Below are 6350 nucleotides of genomic sequence, written 5' to 3'. Positions count from 1 at the left end.
GCCCGGTTACATTCCGAACCCGGAAGCTAAGCCTTTCAGCGCCGATGGTACTGCAGGGGGGACCCTGTGGGAGAGTAGGACGCCGCCGAACAATCTTTCAGGACCCGTGGTCCCAGCGTTCACGCTGGGCCACGGGTCCTTTTTGTTTTCCTCCGAATTTTCTGAAAGCGCGGTGCGGTGCCGGCTGCGCGAGAATGACTGCAGTACCCGAAGACAGGAGTCACGTCGATGTCCACCAACTCTCCCGACGACCGTCCGGAGCGCGAGCCGCGTCGCCGGGACGGTGGCGAGCGGGGCGGCTTCCGTGGGCCGCGTCGTGACGACAACCGTGGCGGCGGCTACCGCGGCCGTGACGACCGCCCGTCGTTCCGTCGCGACGACCGTCGTGACGACCGGCGTGATGACCGTCGTGACGACCGGCCGTCCTTCCGTCGCGACGAGCGCCGCGACGACCGCCGCGACGACCGTCGCGACGAGCGGCCCCGTGGGCCGCGGCGTGAGGACGACCGGCGTGGTGGCGGTGGGTTCCGCGGCCGTGACGACCGGCGTGACGACCGTGGGCGTGGGCCGCGTCGGGACGACCGGGGTGGCTACGGGCGCCGTGACGACCGGGGCGACCGGGGCGAGCGTCGCGGTGGCGACCGCGCGCCCATCAAGCGCCTGCCGATTCCGCCGGAGGTCACCGGTGAGGAGATCGACGCGGACGTGCGGCAGGAGCTGATGAGCCTGCCCAAGGGACTGGCCGACGACGTCGCCCGTAACCTCGTCATGGTTGCCCAGCTGATCGACGAGGAGCCGGAGAAGGCGTACGAGTACTCGCGCATCGCCCTGCGGCTCGCGTCCCGCGTCGCCGCCGTCCGCGAGGCGGCCGGCTTCGCCGCGTACGCGACCCAGAAGTACTCCGAGGCGCTGGCCGAGTTCCGCGCCGCGCGGCGGATGACCGGCAGTGTCGAGCTGTGGCCCGTCATGGCCGACTGCGAGCGCGGTCTCGGCCGGCCCGAGCGTGCGCTCGCCATGGCCGGTGAGCCCGAGGTGCAGAAGCTGGACAAGGCCGGGCAGGTCGAGATGCGGCTCGTGGCCGCCGGCGCCCGCCGGGACATGGGGCAGCTCGACGCCGCCATCGTGACCCTGCAGAGCCCCGAGCTGGCGTCGAACGCCAACCACCCGTGGACCGCCCGACTGCGTTACGCGTACGCGGACGCGCTGCTGGCGGCCGGGCGCGAGGACGAGGCGCGCGAGTGGTTCGCGAAGGCGCTGGAGGCCGACAAGGACGGTTCCACGGACGCCTCCGACCGGCTCGCCGAGCTGGACGGCGTCGAGTTCGTCGACGCGTTCGACGACTCCGACGACGTCGAGGAGAGCGACGACTCCGAGGACTCCGAGGGCTCGCAGGAGTCCGGCGCGTCCGGTGTGGCCGGTGACTCCGACGCGGACGAGCGGGAGAGCGGCCGGGGCGGCCTCGCCGACGGCGACGAGAGCTGACGCCTGCGGTACGACATGAAGGGCGGCACCCCTGCCGGGGTGCCGCCCTTCGTCGTTTCCGCCGGAAGGCCGGCGGTCAGTCGAGTGCCAGGCTCCTGAGCACCAGGCCGGTCGCCGGCTTCGGGCCGAAGGAGGTCGACTTGCGGGGCATGGTGACGCCCTGGCGGGCCAGGTCCCGTACGACCTCCTCCCTCACCGGGTGCATGAGCACGGCCGTGCCGCCGCGGCGCTCCGCCTGGGCGACGGCGGCCTCGGTGTCGTGGATGTAGGCGATGTCCTCGGGGGCGTCCGGGATGCGCCACACGTGGTCGAGGAGGGTGGAGTGCAGGACGGTCGCGTCCAGGGTGCGCCAGGCCTCGGGCCGGTCCGTGCGGACGGTGCGGGCGAGCAGCGCCGGGTCGGGGCGGTCGAGCAGGTGGAAGGTGCCGTCCCCGGCGAGGAGGAAGGCGTTGCCTTCGGCGGTGGCGGCGGCCAGGGCCTCCTGGGCGGCGGGCAGCGGGCCGTCGACGCGGGTGACGCGGAAGCCGTCGCCGATGGCGGCGAGCGCGTCGGCGACGGGGAGCCGGTTGAGGAGGCGGTGGATGGCGCGGACCCGCAGCGGATAGCGGGCGGTGTCGATGAGGAGCACCAGGCCGTGGTTCCACGGGCCGGGCGCGGTGTGCTCCTCGCGGAGCCGGAGGTAGGTGGCCCAGCGGTGGTGCCCGTCGGCGATGAGGGCCTGGTGCCGGCCGAGCTCGGTGGCGACGGCGGTGAGGTCGGCCGGGTTGGTGACGGACCAGAGGCGGTGGTGGAAGCCGTCCTCGGTGGTCGTGGACAGCAGCGGTTCGCGTTCGACGACCCGGTCGATGACGGCGCCCGCGCCGTCGCCGTCGCCGCGGTAGGTGAGGAGCAGCGGCTCCAGGTTGGCGGCGGTGGTGCGCATGAGGTCGGCGCGGTCCTCGACGACGTGCGGCATGACGTCCTCGTGGGGGAGGACGATGCCCTCGGCCGGGGTGGAGAGTTCGAGTGCGCCGATGAGGCCGCGCTGGAGGATGCCGTCGCCGCGCTGCTCGTACACGTAGAGGGCGGGCTCGGGGTCCGGGGCGAGGATGCCGTCGGCGAGCCAGCGGTCGAGGGTGACGGCTGCCTTGCGGTGGCGGGTGCCGGCGGTGATGGCCTGCGGGAGGATCAGCCGGACGATGTTGTGGGGGTCGGCCGATTCGAGGTGGTGCAGTCCGTCGGGCCGTACCACGACGTCGTACGGCGGTGAGGTCACGGCGGCCAGGCTGCCGACCCGCTCGGGGACGTACCTGATGCCCCGGAAGGGGTTCAGGCGGAGACCGGGGGCGCGGACGTCGTCGGCCGCGTGACCTGAGGTGTTCATCTCGTCATCCTATGTGGCGGGTGGTCATGAGCGATGATCAGGGGAGCGGGGCATTTTCACCTGCCGAAACGTGAGGAGTACATGGAATGACGGGATTCGGCCAGGGACGGCAGGGCAGAAACCGGCCGGACGGGAGTGCGCGCGCGCTGAGCGAGGCGTACGACACGGCGCTGCTCGACCTGGACGGCGTCGTGTACTACGCGGGTGGTCACGCGATCCCGTACGCGGTCGAGGCGCTGGGCGCGGCCCGGGCCGGGGGCATGCACCTCGCGTACGTCACCAACAACGCGCTGCGGACACCGGACACGGTGGCCGCGCACCTGACCGAGCTGGGCGTGCCCGCGGAGCCGGGCGACGTGATCACCTCGGCGCAGGCCGTGGCCCGGCTGATCGCGGACGAGGTGCCGCCGGGCTCGCGGATCCTGCTGATCGGCGGCGAGGGGCTGCGGGTGGCCCTGCGTGAGCGGGGCCTGGTGCCGGTGGAGTCGGCGGACGACGACCCGGTGGCGGTGGTGCAGGGGTACGGCGGCCCCGATCTGCCGTGGGGCCGGCTCGCGGAGGCGAGTTACGCGGTGGGCCGGGGGCTGCCCTGGTACGCGTCGAACACGGACCTGACGATTCCGAGCGCGCGGGGCATCGGGCCGGGCAACGGGGCGGCGGTGGAGGTCGTGCGGATCGCGACGGGCGCGGAGCCGAAGGTCGCGGGCAAGCCGTTGCCGCCGATGCACCGCGAGACGGTGCTGCGGACCGGCGCCCGGCGGCCGCTCGTGGTCGGCGACCGGCTGGACACGGACATCGAGGGTGCGTTCAACGGTGGCGTGGACTCGCTGCTCGTCCTGACCGGGGTGACCGATGTGGCGCGGCTGCTCGCGGCGGTGCCGGAGCACCGGCCGACGTATGTGGCGAGGGACCTGCGCGGTCTGCTGGTCGCCCAGCCGGAGGTGACGGAGGGCGCGGACGGCGCGTTCCGGTGCGGGGGCTGGACGGCGACGGTGAGCGGGGGTGCCTTGCTGCTCGAGGGCGAGGCGCGCGAGACGAAGGAGGCGGCTGTGGCGGCTGTGGCGGCTGAGGCGCGTGAAGGGGGCGCGGCGGGCGACTCGCTGGATCCGCTGGACGGCGTACGGGCGCTGTGCGCGGCTGCCTGGACGGAGGCCGGTGCCGGCGCGTGCGGTCTGGACGCGGCGAAGGCGCTGGAGCGGCTGGGGCTGGGGTCGGGGCCGGCGTAAGGGGCACGGCTGCCCACGCGGGGCGAGGCGCGGCGACCTGGCGGCGACGGTCTTCGCGCCGGGCCTCGTTTCCTTGAGGCGTTCCCGTACGGGCGAGCCGCAGCTCGCTCAGGCGGCCCCCGCCCGTATGCGGCCGGCTCCTCGTTCGTACAGGGGATCGATCATCAATGGGAGGGTAGGCTAACCTAACCTCGTGTTGGTCGAGACTCCCTCCCGTGCGAGCGCGGAGCCGGCCGGCCCTGTCCGGAATCCGAGGCGCCGGAACTCGCTGCGCGCCGTCGGACTGGTCGTGGCCGTCGGGATCCTGCTGCTGATCTGCGTCCTGAGCATCATGATCGGTGCCAAGCCGGTGCCGCTCGGCGACGTCTGGCACGGCCTCTTCCACAACAGCGGCATCCGCAACGACGTCGTCATCCACGACGTCCGCGTCCCCCGCACCCTCCTCGGCCTGCTCGTCGGTCTCGCCCTCGGCCTGTCCGGCGCCGTCATGCAGGGACTCACCCGCAACCCGCTCGCCGAGCCCGGCCTGCTGGGCGTCAACGCGGGCGCCGCCGCCGCGGTCGTGTCCGCGATCGCCTTCCTCGGGGTCACCGACGCCGCCTCCTACGTGTGGTTCGCCTTCGTCGGCGCGGCCGTCGTCTCCGTCGTCGTGTACGTCCTGGGCGGCAGCCGCAGCGCCACCCCCGTGCGGCTCGCGCTCGCCGGCACCGCGGCCACCGCCGCCCTGTACGGCTACGTCAACGCCGTACAGCTGCTCGACTCCGCCGCCCTGGACCGGCTGCGCTTCTGGACCGTCGGCTCGCTCGCCGACGCGAACATGGACACCGTCCGCCGGGTCGCGCCCTTCATCCTCGTCGGCACCGTCCTCGCGCTGCTGATCGCCCGGCCCCTCAACGCCATGGAGATGGGCGACGACACCGCGCGGGCGCTCGGCGCCAACCTCAACCGCACCCGGATCACCGCCATGCTGTCGGTGACGCTGATGTGCGGCGCCGCGACCGCCGCCTGCGGGCCGATCGTCTTCGTCGGCCTGATGGTGCCGTACATCGTGCGGTCGATCACCGGTCCCGACATGCGCTGGATCCTGCCGTACGCGGCGGTGCTCTCGCCCGTCCTCCTCCTCGGCTCCGACGTCATCGGCCGGGTCGTGGCCCGCCCCTCCGAACTCCAGGTCGGCATCGTCACGGCGCTCGTCGGCGGGCCCGTCTTCATCCGTCTCGTCCGCCGCAAGAGGATGGCCAAGCTGTGAGCACCAAGACCCTGCGGGCCGGCGGCCTCTCCGTACGCTACGAGCCGCGCGCCCTGTTCTCCGTCCTCGGCCTGCTCGTGCTCGCCCTGGCCGTCGCGGTCGTCCTCATCGGCAGCGGCGACTTCCCGATCGCGCCCGGCGACGTCGTCGCCACCCTTCTCGGCGACGGCACGCCCGTGCAGGAGTTCGCCGTGATGGACCTGCGGCTGCCCCGCGTCCTCGTCGCCGTGTTCGTCGGTGCCGCCCTGGGCGTCGGCGGCGCCGTCTTCCAGTCGGTCTCCCGCAACCCGCTTGGCAGCCCCGACGTGATCGGCTTCGGCCAGGGCTCCACCGTCGGCGCGCTCGCCGTCATCGTCCTCTTCCAGGGCAGCGCGGCGGCCGCCGCCGCGGGCGCCGTCGTCGGCGGGCTCGTCACCGGCGCCGTGATCTACCTGCTCGCCTGGAAGCGCGGAGTGCACGGCTACCGGCTCGTGCTCGTCGGCATCGGCGCCGCCGCCATGCTCACCGCCGTCATCCACTACCTCATCACCAAGGCGCAGCTCGTCGACGCGACGCGCGCGGTCGTGTGGATGACCGGCTCGCTCGACGGCCGCGACTGGGCGCAGTTCTGGCCGCTGTTCGCCGTCAGCTGCGTGCTGCTGCCGCTGGTCCTCGGGCACGGGCGGGCGCTGCGGATGCTGGAGATGGGCGACGACGCCGCGTACGCCCTCGGCGTCAAGGTCGAGCGGACCCGGATCGTCCTCATGGCCGCCGCGGTGCTGCTCGTGGCCGTCGCCACCGCCGCCGCGGGCCCCATCGTCTTCGTCTCGCTGAGCGCGCCCCAGCTGGCCCGCCGGCTCACCCGCTCGCCCGGCCCCAACCTGGCCGCGTCCGCGCTCATGGGCACGGCCCTGCTGCTCGTGGCCGACTGGGCCGCCACCAACGCCTTCGGCGAGCGCCAGCTCCCGGTCGGCGTCGTCACCGGCGTCCTCGGCGGCTGCTACCTGCTGTGGCTGCTCGTCAGCGAGCGGAAGGCCGGCCGCATATGACC

General features: G+C 73.5%; 5 protein-coding genes and 1 rRNA gene. 5 read left to right on the top strand and 1 reads right to left on the bottom strand.

The window, feature by feature from the left end:
* A 5S ribosomal RNA gene (gene rrf / locus ACFWJO_RS35625) occupies positions 1 to 91 on the top strand; the annotation flags it as partial.
* A 629-nt stretch (positions 92 to 720) separates the two neighbouring features.
* Positions 721 to 1482 (top strand): tetratricopeptide repeat protein, encoded by a 762-nt coding sequence (locus tag ACFWJO_RS35620; protein ID WP_386872050.1) that lies wholly within the window; start codon positions 721 to 723, stop codon positions 1480 to 1482.
* Between the two features lie 76 nt (positions 1483 to 1558).
* On the opposite strand, the gene ACFWJO_RS35615 is transcribed toward ACFWJO_RS35620, so the two are convergent.
* Positions 1559 to 2845 (bottom strand): DUF1015 domain-containing protein, encoded by a 1287-nt coding sequence (locus tag ACFWJO_RS35615; RefSeq protein WP_386872043.1) that lies wholly within the window; start codon positions 2843 to 2845, stop codon positions 1559 to 1561.
* 86 nt (positions 2846 to 2931) lie between these two features.
* On the opposite strand from ACFWJO_RS35615, the gene ACFWJO_RS35610 reads away from it, so the two are divergent.
* The 3 genes from ACFWJO_RS35610 (at position 2932) to ACFWJO_RS35600 (ending at position 6348) form a co-directional block, all read left to right on the top strand.
* A complete protein-coding gene (locus ACFWJO_RS35610) occupies positions 2932 to 4071 on the top strand; it encodes an HAD hydrolase-like protein (RefSeq protein ID WP_386872041.1) in 1140 nt (379 codons plus the stop codon).
* A 289-nt stretch (positions 4072 to 4360) separates the two neighbouring features.
* On the top strand, positions 4361 to 5320 hold the full coding sequence (locus ACFWJO_RS35605) for a FecCD family ABC transporter permease (RefSeq protein ID WP_386872048.1): 960 nt from the start codon (positions 4361 to 4363) through the stop codon (positions 5318 to 5320).
* Positions 5317 to 6348 carry a FecCD family ABC transporter permease gene (locus ACFWJO_RS35600; RefSeq protein WP_386872039.1) on the top strand — a complete coding sequence of 344 codons (1032 nt, stop codon included), beginning with the start codon at positions 5317 to 5319 and terminating at the stop codon, positions 6346 to 6348. Before ACFWJO_RS35605 ends, ACFWJO_RS35600 begins: the two co-directional genes overlap by 4 nt.
* The last annotated feature ends 2 nt before the right edge of the window (positions 6349 to 6350 follow it).

This window comes from Streptomyces sp. NPDC127092 (assembly GCF_042722475.1).
GTDB lineage: Bacteria > Actinomycetota > Actinomycetes > Streptomycetales > Streptomycetaceae > Streptomyces.
Note: the sequence above shows the minus strand (reverse complement) of the source record. Positions and strands in the feature narration are given on the sequence as shown.